11 protein-coding genes and 1 tRNA gene are annotated in these 14,543 nt (G+C 38.5%); 10 read left to right on the plus strand and 2 right to left on the minus strand.

What is annotated here, in order from left to right; translation table 11 throughout:
• Nucleotides 1-4 precede the first annotated feature (4 nt).
• The 5 genes from ACFO3O_RS18190 to ACFO3O_RS18210 all read left to right on the plus strand — a co-directional run bounded on the left by ACFO3O_RS18190 (nucleotide 5) and on the right by ACFO3O_RS18210 (nucleotide 4,497).
• Complete coding sequence (locus tag ACFO3O_RS18190) at nucleotides 5-799, plus strand: SDR family oxidoreductase (RefSeq protein WP_379981470.1); 795 nt, start codon at nucleotides 5-7, stop codon at nucleotides 797-799.
• The gene (locus ACFO3O_RS18195) at nucleotides 796-1,233 is read left to right on the plus strand and encodes a 3-hydroxyacyl-ACP dehydratase FabZ family protein (protein ID WP_379981472.1); all 438 of its coding nucleotides are present in this window, start codon (nucleotides 796-798) and stop codon (nucleotides 1,231-1,233) included. Before ACFO3O_RS18190 ends, ACFO3O_RS18195 begins: the two co-directional genes overlap by 4 nt.
• Nucleotides 1,230-2,507 carry a beta-ketoacyl-[acyl-carrier-protein] synthase family protein gene (locus ACFO3O_RS18200; RefSeq protein WP_379981474.1) on the plus strand — a complete coding sequence of 426 codons (1,278 nt, stop codon included), beginning with the start codon at nucleotides 1,230-1,232 and terminating at the stop codon, nucleotides 2,505-2,507. The genes ACFO3O_RS18195 and ACFO3O_RS18200 overlap by 4 nt, the downstream gene beginning before the upstream one ends.
• A gap of 12 nt (nucleotides 2,508-2,519) precedes the next feature.
• Nucleotides 2,520-2,765 carry a phosphopantetheine-binding protein gene (locus ACFO3O_RS18205; protein WP_379981475.1) on the plus strand — a complete coding sequence of 82 codons (246 nt, stop codon included), beginning with the start codon at nucleotides 2,520-2,522 and terminating at the stop codon, nucleotides 2,763-2,765.
• 313 nt (nucleotides 2,766-3,078) lie between these two features.
• Complete coding sequence (locus ACFO3O_RS18210) at nucleotides 3,079-4,497, plus strand: helix-turn-helix domain-containing protein (protein ID WP_379981476.1); 1,419 nt, start codon at nucleotides 3,079-3,081, stop codon at nucleotides 4,495-4,497.
• A gap of 4 nt (nucleotides 4,498-4,501) precedes the next feature.
• Here the strand turns inward: ACFO3O_RS18210 and ACFO3O_RS18215 are convergent, their stop codons facing one another.
• A complete protein-coding gene (locus ACFO3O_RS18215; RefSeq protein WP_379981478.1) occupies nucleotides 4,502-5,260 on the minus strand; it encodes a hypothetical protein in 759 nt (252 codons plus the stop codon).
• 213 nt (nucleotides 5,261-5,473) lie between these two features.
• Here ACFO3O_RS18215 and ACFO3O_RS18220 point away from each other — a divergent pair, with 213 nt between their 5' ends.
• The 4 genes from ACFO3O_RS18220 to ACFO3O_RS18235 all read left to right on the plus strand — a co-directional run bounded on the left by ACFO3O_RS18220 (nucleotide 5,474) and on the right by ACFO3O_RS18235 (nucleotide 12,929).
• Nucleotides 5,474-7,330: a DNA topoisomerase IV subunit B gene (locus ACFO3O_RS18220; RefSeq protein WP_379981480.1), complete on the plus strand. Its 1,857-nt coding sequence runs from the start codon at nucleotides 5,474-5,476 to the stop codon at nucleotides 7,328-7,330.
• Nucleotides 7,331-7,460: 130 nt separating this feature from the next.
• Nucleotides 7,461-10,172 carry a DNA gyrase/topoisomerase IV subunit A gene (locus tag ACFO3O_RS18225; RefSeq protein ID WP_379981482.1) on the plus strand — a complete coding sequence of 904 codons (2,712 nt, stop codon included), beginning with the start codon at nucleotides 7,461-7,463 and terminating at the stop codon, nucleotides 10,170-10,172.
• A gap of 118 nt (nucleotides 10,173-10,290) precedes the next feature.
• Nucleotides 10,291-11,085, plus strand: coding sequence for a PhzF family phenazine biosynthesis protein (locus ACFO3O_RS18230; protein ID WP_379981484.1), 795 nt, complete (start codon nucleotides 10,291-10,293; stop codon nucleotides 11,083-11,085).
• 143 nt (nucleotides 11,086-11,228) lie between these two features.
• Complete coding sequence (locus ACFO3O_RS18235; protein WP_379981497.1) at nucleotides 11,229-12,929, plus strand: T9SS type B sorting domain-containing protein; 1,701 nt, start codon at nucleotides 11,229-11,231, stop codon at nucleotides 12,927-12,929.
• A gap of 100 nt (nucleotides 12,930-13,029) precedes the next feature.
• On the opposite strand, the gene ACFO3O_RS18240 is transcribed toward ACFO3O_RS18235, so the two are convergent.
• The gene (locus ACFO3O_RS18240) at nucleotides 13,030-13,935 is read right to left on the minus strand and encodes a YitT family protein (RefSeq protein WP_379981486.1); all 906 of its coding nucleotides are present in this window, start codon (nucleotides 13,933-13,935) and stop codon (nucleotides 13,030-13,032) included.
• Nucleotides 13,936-14,245: 310 nt separating this feature from the next.
• Here ACFO3O_RS18240 and ACFO3O_RS18245 point away from each other — a divergent pair.
• Nucleotides 14,246-14,330: transfer RNA gene (locus ACFO3O_RS18245), tRNA-Ser, on the plus strand.
• The last annotated feature ends 213 nt before the right edge of the window (nucleotides 14,331-14,543 follow it).

Consider the following 14,543-nt stretch of genomic DNA (forward strand, 5'->3'; position numbering starts at 1 on the left):
TGATATGAAAATGACACAAGATTATATAGGCAAATGGGCGATGATTCTAGGCGGGAGTAGTGGGTTAGGACTCGCTACCGCACAAAAACTCGCTCAAGAAGGCATGAATATCTGCATCGTGCATCGCAGCAGGAGGAGCATACTAGCTGCTTTTGACACCACCGTGGAGGAAATGAAATCTCACAATGTTGATGTCATTAGTTTTAATATAGATGCGATGAATCCTGAAAAGAGAGAAAAGGTGATTTCAGAAGTAGTCAATTCCGTGGGTGTTTCAGCCTTCAAAACGTTGGTGCATAGTGTAGCGAGAGGTAATTTAAAACCTTTACATGATCCCAATGGATCCGTTTTGAGTACCAATGATTTTACGCTGACCCTAGATGCGATGGCAGTAAGTTTGTATGATTGGGTGTCCGCTTTCGCGAAAGCGAACTTATTCTCACCAGACGCCAGAGTCATTGCTTTTACGAGTGAAGGAAGTCATAAAGCATGGAAACAATATGGCGCCGTAGCTGCCGCTAAAGCTGCCCTAGAAAGCATCACCCGAAGCATCGCCTTAGAGTATGCACCGCTAGGTATTAAAGCAAATTGCATTCAAGCAGGAGTGACAGATACGGAAAGCCTACGATTAATCCCAGGCAGTGAGGTAATGAAAGAAAAATCAATAGAACGTAATCCTTATGGACGTTTAACACTACCAGAAGATGTTGCAAATGCGGTCTATTTGTTATGTAGAGACGAAGCTATATGGATTAATGGCGCTATTTTGCCAGTGGATGGAGGAGATCACATACGATGACAACAAAAGAGATCATAGCACAATTACCCTACACCGAACCTTTCTTATTTGTCGATGAGATCGAAGAAGTGAGTGAAACTCATATCAAAGGCTCTTATACTTTTAAAGAAGATGCTTATTTTTATAAAGGACATTTTAAAAACCATCCCGTTACGCCAGGCGTGATTTTAACAGAATGTATGGCACAGATTGGATTGGTGAGCTTAGGAATGTATCTTTTGAAAGATAAAGAACCACTAGAAAACCTAAAAGTAGCCTTTACAAGTGCTAATGTTTCGTTTTTAAAACCCGTGTATCCCAATGAAAAAGTAACCGTTCTTTCCGAAGTCAGTTACTTTCGGTTTCAAAAACTAAAATGTCACGTAAAATTATATAATCAAGAAAATGAGGTCGTTTCTCAAGGCGAACTCGCAGGAATGTTTCAAGGATTATGAGTAAAAAAAGAGTTGTCATCACAGGATTAGGTGTGTGTGCCCCCAACGGTGTAGGAATACCTGCGTTTACAGAGGCTATAAAAAACGGAACCTCAGGCATACGTTTCCAGCAACAACTCGCCGATTTGAATTTTGGTTGCCAAATTGCTGGTGAGCCTCAAATTCCAGAAGGGTTGCTAGATAACTACTTTACACCTTTACAGCTCAGAGATCTAGAAGCCACAGGAATTGTGTACGGAATGATAGCTGGAGTTGATGCATGGAAAGACGCTGGTCTTGCTGTGACAGACAAGGATACGGTAGATTATGAGAGTGGCGTTGTATTTGGCACCTCACTGCTGGGTGCAGAAAAATTTAGAAAAGCCATTTACTTAACAGATGAAAAAAAAGTAAAACGTCTAGGAAGTACGACGGTAATTCAAACAATGGCGAGTGGGATTAGTGCCTATTTAGGCGGGTATCTAGGCTGTGGAAACCAAGTGACGACCAATTCTAGCGCTTGCACCACAGGAACAGAAAGTATTTTGATGGGGTATGATCGTATTGCATATGGACATGCAAAACGGATGTTGGTTGGTGGTTGTAATGATTCAGGGCCTTATATATGGGGAGGTTTTGATGCAATGCGCGTGCTAAATAAAAAGCATAATGATCAACCAGAACTCGGCAGTAGACCTATGCAAAGTGACGCCAGTGGTTTTATACCAGGAAGTGGGGCAGGAGCCTTGGTACTAGAAAGCCTAGAAACTGCGATGGCTAGAAATGCAACAATTTATGCGGAGGTATTAGGCGGCGCGGTCAATAGTGGAGGTCAACGACAAGAAGGAAGTATGACCGCCCCCAACAGCATTGCAGTACAACGCTGTATAAAAGACGCATTACAGAATGCAAATGTCAAATCAGAGCAGATAGACACTATTAATGGCCACCTTACGGCAACGGGAATGTGTCCCACCGAAGTTAAAAACTGGAGCCAGGCTTTAGGAAGATCAGGAAAAGATTTTCCGTATATTAATTCGCTGAAAAGCATGACGGGTCATTGTCTTGCCGCAGCGGGAAGTATTGAAACCGTCGCTACGATTTTAGAGTTACATGAAGGAATGGTTTTTGGAAATATAAATTGTGATGATATTCATCCAGAAATTATAGCGATTGTAGACAAAGATCAAATCCCAAATAAAACGATCAAAGCAACCTTAGATATTGCAGCCAAAGCTAGTTTTGGTTTTGGAGATGTAAATTGTTGCATGCTTTTTAAAAAACACACTACTTAAAAAAAGAAAACTATGAATACAGATCATTATGATGCCCTCAAAAAGATTATCAAAATTTATTTACCAGAAGATGTTTCGGTAGATGATATTACCCCCAATAGTCACCTCATCAATGAACTTAATATTAATTCTGCAAATCTAGTAGATGTTGTTCTTGATGTTGAAGATCATTTTGATATTACCATAGAAGATGATGAAATAGAAAAAATGGACACCGTAGCAAGTGCATTAGAGATCATAGATCAAAAAGTATCCTAGAGCGTATTCTTTTTGAGATGCTTAGCGTCAAAAAATCACAATATTTCGTTACGTTTCATAAAAAAAACAAAAAACTTTAACAAAAAAATAATCCGATTATTTTTTACTCTTTGAAAATACATAACCGATAAATACTTACCATTTAAATTATTGATTTAAAAATAGTTATAAATTTAATTATGGTTAACCCATCGTTTGTATCTGGGGTGATATTCATCAATTAAAACGTAAACTTTTATCGGTAGATACTGTAAAAGTTGGATGTGTACGACATTTTTGTACCTTTAAGTTGTTCAAGTAATACCATCCAATTATGAGAGTCATTAAAACTATTTTCAAAACAGCCCTATTATTCCTTCTTTTAGTGAGTGTATCTGGATCTATTTATGCGTCAGCAGATGACCAAGATCTTGCTAATGATACACAAATAAAACAAGCTGCTACCTATAAGAGGATATCTTTAGATGCTGCCAAAGAGGGTAATGCAGAAATAGCGGTAGAAAATCTTGAAAATTATATTTTGGCTACAGGAGATTTTTCATTGCTATCAAATAGTGGATATGAATATATTTACGATGATGCTGGTTTACTTGCGCTAAAAGATAAATACGAAGTAAAATTTAATTTAAGCTCTTTCTTCTATCTCTATGTTGGACTTATTGGAATTTTTATTGCAATTATTCTTAACCTAAGAAGAAAAACAGATAGACTAGCCAATGGCCTTATTGGTTTATTTGTTTTTATGCATTCTATTTTCTTAATTCACACTATGTTATTTGTAAGTAACTACACTTACGAAATACCACACTCACAGAATATATCTACTGTTTTTTCTTTCTTATACGGGCCTGTTTTGTATTTCTATTTTAAAAGGATTACAGAAAATTATAAATTCAAAAAAATAGACCTAGTCCATTTACTACCTACCATAGGATTCATTATTGTGTTTATTCCTATTTATAGTCTATCTGCAGCAGAAAAATTGGATATCATGCTAGGGGTAGGAGCCTATGAACAACATCCTTATTTGGAAGAGATTGCGATCATAAAAATTATTTCTCTTTTTGTATATGGATATTTTACACTACGCTTATATCGTAAAAATGCTAAAAACTCTGCAGTAACATCACCTAAGAAAGTCAAGCTCCAGCGTATGATTATGATTATACATACCGTATACGCTATTTCGTATTTATTGTATGGAATTAATTTTATGAAAGATGACTTTCAATCGGCAGCTTCTAGTGTACAATTCCTTGCCATGTCACTGATGGTGTTGTATGTAGGGTATATTGCATATGCAAATCCGCAAGTACTTGTGGGGACTGTACAAGCACTCAAAAAGGAAATTGTTAAGTATAAAAACTCAGGTCTTACAACCAGTTTTTCCACGGAGTTAAAAGAAGAGTTAGTAAAACTATTAGAAGAAGAAAAAGTATATCGCCAAAACACCATAAAACTAGAGACCATCGCAGAGCGTTTAGGAACAACGCGTCACAATGCCTCGCAGGTGATTAATGAGCATTTTGGACTTAACTTTTTTGAACTAATCAATAAATATCGCGTAGAAGAAGCGATGGAATTGCTCCGATCAAACAAAGATAATCTCAATATTATTGATATTGCTTATGAGGTAGGGTATAACAACAAAGTGACTTTTAACAAGTCATTTAAGAGATTCAGCAATCTAACACCGTCTCAATTTATGAAGATGGAGCGAAGTATTGCTTAAGCTACTACTCTAGATCATAATTTTCATATTTGTAGGTCGCTCTTAGATACGTAGGATTTTGTTGCGCATCAGTTCTATAACTTTTACGCTTTCGCGAAAGTATAAACCCATTCACATCCGTCATTTCTTCATTGATCACCAAACTATAATGTCCTGACGTTTGCACCCAATAGCCTATCCATGACAATGTTCCCTCTTCATAATAAAGATACCATACATCTTCAGATCCCTGAAAAGTCACCTTTAAGACGTGACAAGGAGTATTTTGAAATGCTGTCTTGCCTTCATACGTAAGTGATGCCGATGACGTATCTAACGTAAACGGAAGCCCGACAACAAAGGTAGCTGCATCGAGTTTGGATTGTAATTGTTTTGGTGTAACAAGTGTATCTAATTTGCCATTTTTGATTTGATAAATAGCACTGTCTGATCGGTGTATTTCATATAACGTATCTTCTTGACTCCACGTAACTTCTCGATTAATACCTTCTGTAAAATCATAGGCATGATTTTCTGTAAGGTCTTTTTCTATACTGCCATCCTCATAAAATAATTGAAAAGATTTTTTGTAGGACATTTTCTGTAAGCTGCTCCACGCATCTTTACCACCATTTTTATCCATGACGGCTTCTAGTAAAGCGGTTCCATCATAATCAGGTTCTTGATCGGGTAGGATATATCCAATAGTTTTAAAAAGGATAAAACCTACAATCGCTATCCCAATGATATAAATAAAAAGGTCAGATTTATTCTTGTTGCCCATAATTCAATGTTGTTTAATCTAGGTTAAAGATACTATAAAAGCGTTGTCCTTATGATGTATCGTTATATACCCCTGATTTATCACTATTAAAAAGTAATATGTAGGGCCAAAATAATAATCAACAACACTTTTTATAAAATTGTTGATTACTTCTCTTTTGTCAGGTTTTATAAGCGCTTATGATGTCTTATATTAGCCATTCTACCTACAATTATGACGAAAGAAACACAATATAACGAGGATAATATACGATCGCTTGACTGGAAGGAACATATTCGTATGCGACCAGGAATGTATATAGGAAAACTAGGTGACGGTTCTAGTGCAGATGACGGAATTTATATTCTAGTAAAAGAAGTGCTAGATAACTGTATCGATGAGTTTGTAATGGGCGCTGGTAAGACCATAGAAATTTCTATTCAAGGAGAAAAAGTAATCGTACGGGATTACGGTCGTGGGATTCCGCTAGGGAAAGTAGTGGATGTGGTTTCAAAAATGAACACGGGAGGAAAATACGATTCTCGTGCGTTTAAAAAATCGGTAGGACTGAATGGGGTAGGTACCAAAGCAGTGAATGCACTCTCTAGCTATTTTAGAGTAGAGTCTACCCGAGATGGGAAGTCGGCTTCAGCAGAGTTTGAGCGTGGGGAATTAAATAATCAAGATCTACTAGAAGAAACGTCTCGCCGTAGAGGAACCAAAGTATCTTTTACACCTGATGAGACTATTTTCAAAAATTATAAATTTCGTAGTGAATATGTAGAGCGCCTCATTAAAAATTATGTGTATCTCAATCCGGGATTAACGATTATTTTTAATGGCGAAAAGTTCTTCTCAGAAAACGGATTAAAAGATTTGCTTTCAGAAAGCATCGCAGAGGGAGATCGACTCTATCCGATCATTCATTTGAAAGGAGAGGATATTGAAGTTGCGATTACACATAGTAAAACCCAATATTCTGAGGAGTATCACTCGTTTGTGAATGGTCAAAATACCACACAAGGGGGAACACATCAAGCAGCTTTTCGCGAAAGCGTCGTAAAAACCATTAGAGAATTTTACGGAAAAAACTACGAAGCCTCAGATGTACGTAAATCCATTGTTTCGGCGATTAGTATCAAAGTGATGGAGCCGGTATTTGAATCTCAAACCAAAACCAAGTTGGGAAGTACAGATATGGGTGGAGATTTACCGACTGTACGAACCTACATTAATGATTTCTTAAAACGATCGCTTGATAATTTCTTGCATAAAAATCCTGAGGTGGCGGATGCTTTACAGCGAAAAATTTTACAAGCAGAACGCGAGCGTAAGGACCTCTCTGGCATCAGAAAGCTAGCGAGAGACCGCGCTAAAAAAGCAAGCTTGCATAATAAAAAATTGCGAGATTGTCGTATCCATCTTACCGATAGCAAGAAGGAGCGAAATCTAGAATCGACCTTGTTTATTACCGAGGGAGACTCGGCAAGTGGATCGATTACAAAATCAAGAGATGTCAATACACAAGCGGTTTTTAGTTTGAAAGGGAAACCTTTAAATAGCTACGGACTGACCAAGAAAATTGTGTACGAAAATGAAGAATTTAATCTCCTACAAGCTGCACTTAATATTGAAGAATCGATTGAAGATTTAAGATATAACAATATCGTAATCGCTACCGATGCCGATGTTGACGGGATGCATATCCGTCTACTATTAATTACCTTCTTTTTACAATTCTTTCCAGAACTCATCAAAGAAGGGCATTTGTATATTCTGGAAACTCCGCTCTTTCGCGTTCGTAACAAAAAAGAAACGATCTACTGTTATAGCGAACAAGAACGACAAGATGCGATGGCTAAACTCGGAGCCAAACCAGAAATCACCCGATTTAAAGGATTGGGAGAAATTTCTCCCGATGAGTTTAAATACTTTATCGGAGAAGATATCCGCTTGGCACCTGTGATGCTCGATAAAGCACTGATGATTGAAGAATTACTTTCTTTCTATATGGGTAAAAATACCCCAGATCGTCAGAAATTTATAATTGAAAACCTGAAAGTAGAACTAGATCGAGTGGTAGAGGATTGATTATTTTTACGCTTTCTAGGGATATCGTAAGGCAGAAGTTTGTGCGGAGCGAAGTCGCAGTACGAAAGCAAAAACACACAGAACACTTAGTTGCATAATTACTAAAAAAAATAACGGACTTTATTGACCAATGAGTGAAGAAATAAACGAGCATAACGAAGAAGATGTACATCACGAGCCACAGCCTCAAGAGGTTGGAGAAGTTACAGGTGAAACCATTACCCGTGTATCGGGCATGTTTGAAGATTGGTTTTTGGACTATGCTTCCTACGTTATTCTAGAACGTGCAGTACCCGCGATTGAAGATGGTTTTAAGCCCGTACAACGTCGTATTATGCATGCACTTAAAGAGCTAGACGATGGGCGTTATAATAAAGTGGCCAATGTCGTAGGACATACCATGCAGTATCACCCGCACGGAGATGCAAGTATTGGAGATGCGATGGTCGGTATAGGTCAAAAAGACTTATTAATTGACACTCAAGGAAACTGGGGAAATATTCTTACAGGAGACCGCGCAGCAGCATCTCGATACATAGAAGCACGCCTCTCTAAGTTTGCCCTTGATGTGGTGTACAATCCTAAAATTACCGATTGGCAATCTTCCTACGACGGTCGTAAAAAAGAACCGATCAATTTACCAGTAATGTTTCCATTGCTCCTCGCACAGGGAGCAGAAGGAATTGCGGTAGGATTGAGTACCAAAGTACTACCTCATAACTTCATTGAGCTTATCGATGCCTCCATCAAACACTTGAAGGAAAAGCGCTTTACCTTGTTTCCCGATTTTGCAACAGCAGGTATTGCTGATTTTACCAATTATAACGACGGACTTAGAGGTGGGAAAGTACGCGTGCGCGCACGAATCTCTCAACTTGATAAAAATACACTAGTCATAACAGAGGTTCCATTTGGACAGACCACTGGTTCCTTGATTGACTCTGTGCTAAAAGCCAATGAGAAAGGGAAAATAAAGATTAAGAAAATAGAAGATAACACCTCTGCCAATGTAGAAATCTTAGTGCATCTCCCTCCTGGGATTTCGCCAGATAAAACCATAGATGCCCTATATGCATTTACGTATTGTGAGACGTCTATTTCTCCCTTGGGATGTGTGATCGAAGACAATAAACCGCTGTTTGTAGGAGTCACAGAGATGTTACGACGTAGTACAGATCGTACAAAAGAATTATTGCGTCAGGAACTAGAGATACAACGCGATGAGTTTGAAAATCAATGGCATTATGCTTCATTAGAGCGTATTTTTATAGAAAACAGAATCTACCGTGATATAGAAGAAGAAGAAACTTGGGAAGGGGTTATTAAAGCCATAGATACTGGGTTGAAACCACATATCGGACACCTAAAACGTCCCGTGACCGAAGAGGATATTACCCGTCTTACGGAAATTCGAATCAAACGTATTTCAAAATTTGATATTGATAAAGCACAACAGAAAATAGATGCACTTGAAGAGCAAATAGCACAAGTCAATTATCACTTAGATAACTTGACACAATACGCAATTGACTATTTTACCAGACTGAAGAAAGATTACGGTAAAGGGAAAGAGCGTAAGACAGAGATTCGTGTTTTTGATGATATACAAGCCACAAAAGTAGTACTGCGCAATACCAAATTGTACGTTAATAGAGCCGAAGGTTTTGTAGGAACGTCTCTTAAACGCGATGAGTACGTCACCGATTGTTCTGATATTGATGATATTATCGTTTTCACGAAAGAAGGGAAAATGATGGTCACCAAGGTAGATGCCAAAACCTTTATTGGGAAAGATATCATTCACGTCGCGGTCTTTAAGAAGAAAGATAAGCGTACCACCTATAATATGATTTATAGAGATGGGCAAGGAGGCGCTACGTACGTCAAACGATTTAATGTGACCTCTGTTACGCGCGATCGAGAGTATGATCTGACCAACGGAAAAAAAGGATCATTGATGTTTTATTTCACCGCAAATCCGAATGGAGAAGCAGAGCTTGTGACGGTGTATTTACGAGCAGTTGCTAGTGTGAAAAAGCTTCGTTTAGAATTAGATTTTTCAGATATTCTGATCAAAGGGCGTGCTTCCAAAGGAAACATTGTCACCAAACATTCTGTCAAATCGGTGGAGCTGAAAGAAAAAGGACTTTCTACCCTCAAACCTCGTAAGATTTGGTTTGATGAGACTGTACAACGTCTTAATGTGGATGGTAGAGGCGATTTACTAGGCGAGTTTAGACCTGATGATCGACTGTTAATTATCAATCAACATGGAAATGTACGTACGATTATTCCTGATGTCACCGCACATTTTGACAGTGATATGATTGTGCTAGAAAAATGGGAGCCTTCCAAACCGATCACAGCCATCTATTGGGATGGTGAAAAAGAACGCTATTACGGAAAACGTTTCTTAATCGAAAATCCAGAAAAAGAAGAAACGTTTATTTCAGAGCATGATCAAAGTCAGCTAGAACTCGTTTCTACCGATCATCGTCCTGTGGCAGAGTTGGTATTTTATAAAGAACGTGGTAAAGACCAAAAGGAAAATGAGTCGGTGTCTATGGAAGATTTCATTGCTGTAAAAGGAATCAATGCACAAGGGAATCAACTGTATGCTCAAAAATTAAAGCAACTTAATTGGTTAGATCCGCTGCCGTACGAAGCCCCTGAACAAACCCCTAAAGAAGAGCTAGAAGTCATAGATGAAGAGACCGTTTCTTCAGAAAATACGGATGAGGCACAAAAAGCTCCAAAAGCGACACCTACTTCCGATGAAAAAAAAGCAGCAGATGAAGACGATGACAATCTAGACGATGAAGGTCAGATTACGCTTTTTTAAGTGTTTAATATACCATAAAAAAGATCTTGTCATAAAAGCAGCAAACTAACTCATTGTCACCCTGAGCCTGTCGAAGCGTATTGATAATGAGTTTTTTATAAGTAACATACACATTGTAGTGGAAATAAAAATTTTTCAAATCGATGCCTTTACAGATAGGCTATTTGGTGGTAATCCGGCAGCGGTGTGTCCGTTAGATCATTGGTTGGAAGATGAAACTCTTCAAAACATTGCCATAGAAAACAACCTAGCCGAAACGGTATTTTTTGTTCCCTTATCCGACAACCATTTTCATATCCGATGGTTTACGCCTGAAATCGAAATGGATTTATGTGGTCACGCGACTTTGGCTGCTACTTTTGTGATCTTTGAACACCTAGGCTGTACTGACACCGAAGTGATGTTTGACTCACAAAGCGGTCCTTTGAAAGTAACCAAGGCTAATGAATATCTCGAGCTTGATTTTCCGTCCAGACCTCCTCAAAAAGCAACCTTACCTAAAAATATTAGCGACGGACTTAATATACAACCTCTAGAGGTTTGGAAAGCCCGTGATTACCTACTAGTCTATAACGCTGAAGAAGATATAAAAAATATTACACCCAATATCGAAATCATCAATCAAATTAATATAGATCCTGGGGGTATCATTGTCACTGCTCTAGGAAATGCTGATGATGTTGATTTTGTTTCGCGACTTTTTACGCCTCAAGCAACTGTATTTGAAGATCCTGTGACAGGATCTGCGCACTGTACCTTAGTTCCTTTTTGGGCAGAACGACTTCATAAAACGGACTTTAGAGCTTTACAAATTTCAAAACGTGGCGGCGAACTCCTATGTCGATTGCAAAACGATCGAGTGCTTATCAAAGGAAAGGCGGTGACCTATTTACAAGGCGTTATTCACGTATAACCCGTTTTAAATACCTAGTTGCTATTTTGGAAAGAGCTGTTAAAATGCTATGGGTTATGGTCGTTTTGAAGTATATTTAGCTAAAAATTGGGGATATTCTTAACGTAGATTACATATTTAAAAAATCATACTGTTTGGTTTTGATGCTTGTGGTGTCCGCTTTCGCGAAAGCGCAAGACTGCGCCATACTTACGAGTCCAAGTATTCTTCCTGTCGAAAACCCAATTACGTGGACCGATGAAGGCGTCGCAGGCGGTTATATCCTAACGATTACGGATTCAGGAGGTGTGGAATCTACGATTCAGCGCACGCCCTCACAAACCTCTTACCGACCTGTCGCAGGTTGGCCAGAAAATGAAAATTATACGATTGTCATTGCACTTAGAGAAGATCCCGCAGATCCAGATCCTACCACCATCTGTAATATTCAAACCTTTAGCACGGGTAGTATCACTACGTTACCAGGGTGTACTACGATCAACAGTCCGCTAGATGGTGCCATAGATGTGTCATTAACGCCAATTATTACATGGAGTTATGCACCCAGAGCTACGGAATACTTGCTGAATCTAGGAACGACCTTAGGCGGAAATGATGTATTAGACAACCAATTAATCACCAACGGAGGACTTTCCTTTCAGGTGGTGACGCCGCTGCTTGAGGGAACGACCTATTATGCGAGTGTCACCCCTCGCAATGCTATAGGAGAAGCGGTAGGGTGTGATAATGAAAGTTCTTTTACGACATTAGTGATTGACACCGAAGTCCCAGCATGTACCACATTAAGTTCGCCAACAGATGGAGAGGAGAATGTAGCACTTACCCCTTTGCTCACATGGTTTCCAGTCCCGAATGCTGACGGGTATATTCTCAATATAGGAAGTACCCCAAACAGCTCTGATGTGGTGAACAATATAGATTTTGGAAATGTGACGTCCACCTTCGTAATTGATTTTATTGAAGGGGTCAAATATTATGTCACGGTAACACCGTATAACAGTGCAGGAGAGGCATTAGATTGTATACAGACCTGTTTTACGACGACCTTAGGTTGTGGGCCTTATGAAGATGCGATGACGGGAGAAATTATTGATTTAAACCCGCAGATTTTTTTAGAAGACGCCTATAGTTTTTGTACGAATGATGGTCCTTTGCAACTGAATTATACAGGAATAGGGGAGGACTTTTCTTGGATTCAATTTGTAGATGATACAGAATTAGAGATCTCATCAGCTCGTGAGGTAACCATTACAGAAAGTGGCATCTACCGATTGGATGTCATTACCGAAGTCCCCATTGAACAAGGCATTATCTCTTGTGATAGTTCACACATCTTTGAAGTGACCGTTTCAGAAGCGCCTGTCATTCAGGATTTAAACATAAGTATTCAGGGTGTTAATTTGAATATCAATGTCGACGTCATTGGGATTGGGGAGTATGAGTATTCGGTGGGTTCTATAGACGGGCCGTATCAAGATAGTCCTGTATTTACCAATTTACCCATTAGCAATTTAGACGTCTACGTACGGGATAAAAATGGCTGCGGATTTGATACCACAAGCATCAATGCCGATTTTGATTTAGGGTTCCCAAAATACTTCACTCCTAATGGCGATGGAATCAATGATTACTGGCAAGTACGCGGTCGTGTTGTCGATGGAGAAACGATTACGTTTATCGAAGTATATGATCGTTTCGGAAAAAAAATCACAGGGTTTAGTCCGCGAGGTATGGGTTGGGACGGTACGTTTAACGGAAGACGTTTGTTAGACGCTGGGTTTTGGTATAAAGCCTATACCTTGAGCAATCGTACGTTGGTAGGGCATTTTGCATTGCGTAGATAACCTTGATGCTTATAGAAATTCCTTAAGGTAAACGCTTTCGCGAAAGCGAACCTATTCAGACTACCTATTAAAAAACACCTTAATTTCAGATACGAATGTCTTAGTTTTGATTGGACTGTATCGATTGTGCGAGATTGGTATCCTTCTTTTTATTAAAATAATGCCGAAGTACGCCCCCTCTTACATTATTGATATCAAACTCAATGATAAAAGCAGTTTCATCTATTTTATCAATCATTCGATAGGTTTTCCGAATATCAATACGGTTAATCACCGTGTGTATGATGCGCATACCATTCTGTTTTCCAGAACTTCCATATCCAGATTCGCCTTTATACACCGTAGCACCGACACCAATCTCTAGAAGTCCCTCTTCAATGGCGTGAGATTCCTTAGAAATAATTGTAAAACCGACAAAATCTTCAAATCCTTCGATGACTAAATCAATAACTTTGGCAGTTACGATATAGGTAAGGATCGAGTACAGGGCAATTTCGGTAGAGATGATAATGGCCGTAATCCCAAAGAGAATCAAATTAAAAAGCAGAATGGTCTTCCCGATACTGATTCCAAATTTATCAAAGATAAACACCCCTAATATTTCGGAGCCATCTAGCACAGAACCATTACGAATCGCCAGCCCAATACCCGCACCCAAAAATAACCCACCAAAAATAGCGATGAGTAGTTTGTCTTCGGTGATGATGGGGAAGGTCTCTAAGTTGATAGAAATCGATAAGAGGATGATAGAGAGTATGGATTTAATCAAAATTCCTCTCGAAATCGTAAACGCCCCTAATAGGATAAACGGAATACTAACCAATAAAAGAATAATAGAAATATCGATGTGTAATTCATTACTCAGTAATATCGCAATTCCTGTCGCACCCCCGTCTAAGAAACCATTGGGTAATAAAAAGGCTTTCAAACCGATACTCGCTAATATGATCCCAATAATAATTTGGGTGTATTCTTTTATAAATCCTTTGATACTGGTCTTATTCATAGTTTGCAAGTTGTATATGTTGCCTCTATAAAGAGGCAACATAGTTTTACAAAGGTCTGTTTAATTTTCTATAAATTTTTATTTATATGTATTATATGATGTATAAGTGTTTGTTATGTGAAATGAATAGTGTAAATATGCTTAAAATCAAGCTTTTTGTTTAGTGAATATCATTTTAAGATACTTTAACTTAGGAAGAAGTGTTTGTCTTTTTATTTTTTTGAATATTTCGTTAAAAAAGGTTTTTTAAAAAGAAAAAGCGTCTTATATTTGCACCCGCATTCAAGGAAATACCTTGATGAGGCACTCAGGAGAATTGGCAGAGTGGTCGAATGCGGCAGTCTTGAAAACTGTTGAGGGTCACACCTCCGGGGGTTCGAATCCCTCATTCTCCGCAAAAGAAACCCGCAACTACGTTGCGGGTTTTTTGTTTTCTGAAGCAAGCGAAACTCGTTTCAGCTTGCGCAAGAAAACAAAAAACGGATCAAGTCCAAAACTTGTGGGATTTTAGGATTATGCAAAAATAGTAGATAATCTAAAAAGGAAGAATTCTACATTTCTAACACCTCTGAATTGTGCTCTAAACGCTTTTATCTTGGCATTAAAAG

Source organism: Dokdonia ponticola, assembly GCF_042653865.1.
Classification (GTDB): Bacteria; Bacteroidota; Bacteroidia; order Flavobacteriales; family Flavobacteriaceae; genus Dokdonia; species Dokdonia ponticola.

What these genes read in the sequence shown, in the direction of transcription:
- ACFO3O_RS18190 (WP_379981470.1), top strand. Translation starts at nt 5, where the DNA reads ATGAAAATGACACAAGATTATATAGGCAAATGGGCGATGATTCTAGGC.
- ACFO3O_RS18195 (WP_379981472.1), top strand. Translation starts at nt 796, where the DNA reads ATGACAACAAAAGAGATCATAGCACAATTACCCTACACCGAACCTTTC.
- ACFO3O_RS18200 (WP_379981474.1), top strand. Translation starts at nt 1,230, where the DNA reads ATGAGTAAAAAAAGAGTTGTCATCACAGGATTAGGTGTGTGTGCCCCC.
- ACFO3O_RS18205 (WP_379981475.1), top strand. Translation starts at nt 2,520, where the DNA reads ATGAATACAGATCATTATGATGCCCTCAAAAAGATTATCAAAATTTAT.
- ACFO3O_RS18210 (WP_379981476.1), top strand. Translation starts at nt 3,079, where the DNA reads ATGAGAGTCATTAAAACTATTTTCAAAACAGCCCTATTATTCCTTCTT.
- ACFO3O_RS18215 (WP_379981478.1), bottom strand. Translation starts at nt 5,260, where the DNA reads ATGGGCAACAAGAATAAATCTGACCTTTTTATTTATATCATTGGGATA.
- ACFO3O_RS18220 (WP_379981480.1), top strand. Translation starts at nt 5,474, where the DNA reads ATGACGAAAGAAACACAATATAACGAGGATAATATACGATCGCTTGAC.
- ACFO3O_RS18225 (WP_379981482.1), top strand. Translation starts at nt 7,461, where the DNA reads ATGAGTGAAGAAATAAACGAGCATAACGAAGAAGATGTACATCACGAG.
- ACFO3O_RS18235 (WP_379981497.1), top strand. Translation starts at nt 11,229, where the DNA reads ATGCTTGTGGTGTCCGCTTTCGCGAAAGCGCAAGACTGCGCCATACTT.
- ACFO3O_RS18240 (WP_379981486.1), bottom strand. Translation starts at nt 13,935, where the DNA reads ATGAATAAGACCAGTATCAAAGGATTTATAAAAGAATACACCCAAATT.